Source organism: Pluralibacter gergoviae ATCC 33028 = NBRC 105706 (assembly GCF_001598855.1).
Lineage (GTDB): Bacteria > Pseudomonadota > Gammaproteobacteria > Enterobacterales > Enterobacteriaceae > Pluralibacter > Pluralibacter gergoviae.
In genome coordinates this window covers 1-710 of the sequence record NZ_BCZS01000096.1, presented here as the reverse complement: position 1 = coordinate 710, position 710 = coordinate 1, and the positions used below count along the sequence as shown (strand labels likewise).

General features: G+C 60.1%; 2 protein-coding genes. Both read right to left on the bottom strand.

Going from position 1 to position 710, the window contains the following annotated elements:
• Positions 1-480, bottom strand: a 480-nt coding sequence (locus ENGE1_RS26280; RefSeq protein WP_174543329.1) for a type VI secretion system contractile sheath domain-containing protein, incomplete at its 3' end; no start/stop codon positions are given.
• A 20-nt stretch (positions 481-500) separates the two neighbouring features.
• The coding region (locus tag ENGE1_RS26275) for a type VI secretion system contractile sheath small subunit (RefSeq protein WP_162268912.1) at positions 501-710 on the bottom strand (210 nt) is incomplete at its 5' end.

Below are 710 nucleotides of genomic sequence, written 5' to 3'. Positions count from 1 at the left end.
GGACTGAATGATTTCCGGGGCGTCCTCGAAGTCGCGGCGTAAATCTTCTTTGGAGAGATCCAGCAGCTCAATGCGCACGTTCTGGCGGAAGTCGGTCTTGTCCACCAGGGATTTCACCCCGCGCCACAGGCTCTCCACCGCCTGAAATTCGTCGCTGTGCATCACCGCGTCCAGCTGGCGGCTAATCTGCCAGTCCAGTTCGGCGATGTGGTGGTCAATCAGGGTCTTGTCGAGCTTCTCCACCTTTGACCCGGCCTTGGTCAGGCACTCCAGAAATACCTGCATGCCGGCGGTGAGGCGCTCGTCGGCGGTGGCGTCGGACATCGCCTGCGGATCCTGCCAGATATCCAGCGCGCTCAGCTCGGAGACCGGATGGAGGTTGATTTTTTCAAACAGGGAGGCGTACACGCCGCCCGCCGGGCGCTCCAGCACCACGCTTTCGCCGCCGGTGGTATTTTCAGTTTGTACAGACATGAGCATTCCTTAATGGATCCGTTAAATCAGGCCTGTTTGGGGGCCAGGGCGGAGAGTTCGCTGCGCAGCTCGGCGCTCAGCGCCGGGTCAAGGAGGATTTTTTCCAGCTCCTTGCGGAAAGTCTGGTTATCCAGCAGGTTGGCCTTGAGGTCGCGCAGGAGGTTGCGCATGGCGAGCATCGCCTTAAGCTGGGGGATCTGGCGCGCCACCTGCTCGGGGGTGAAATCCTTCATATT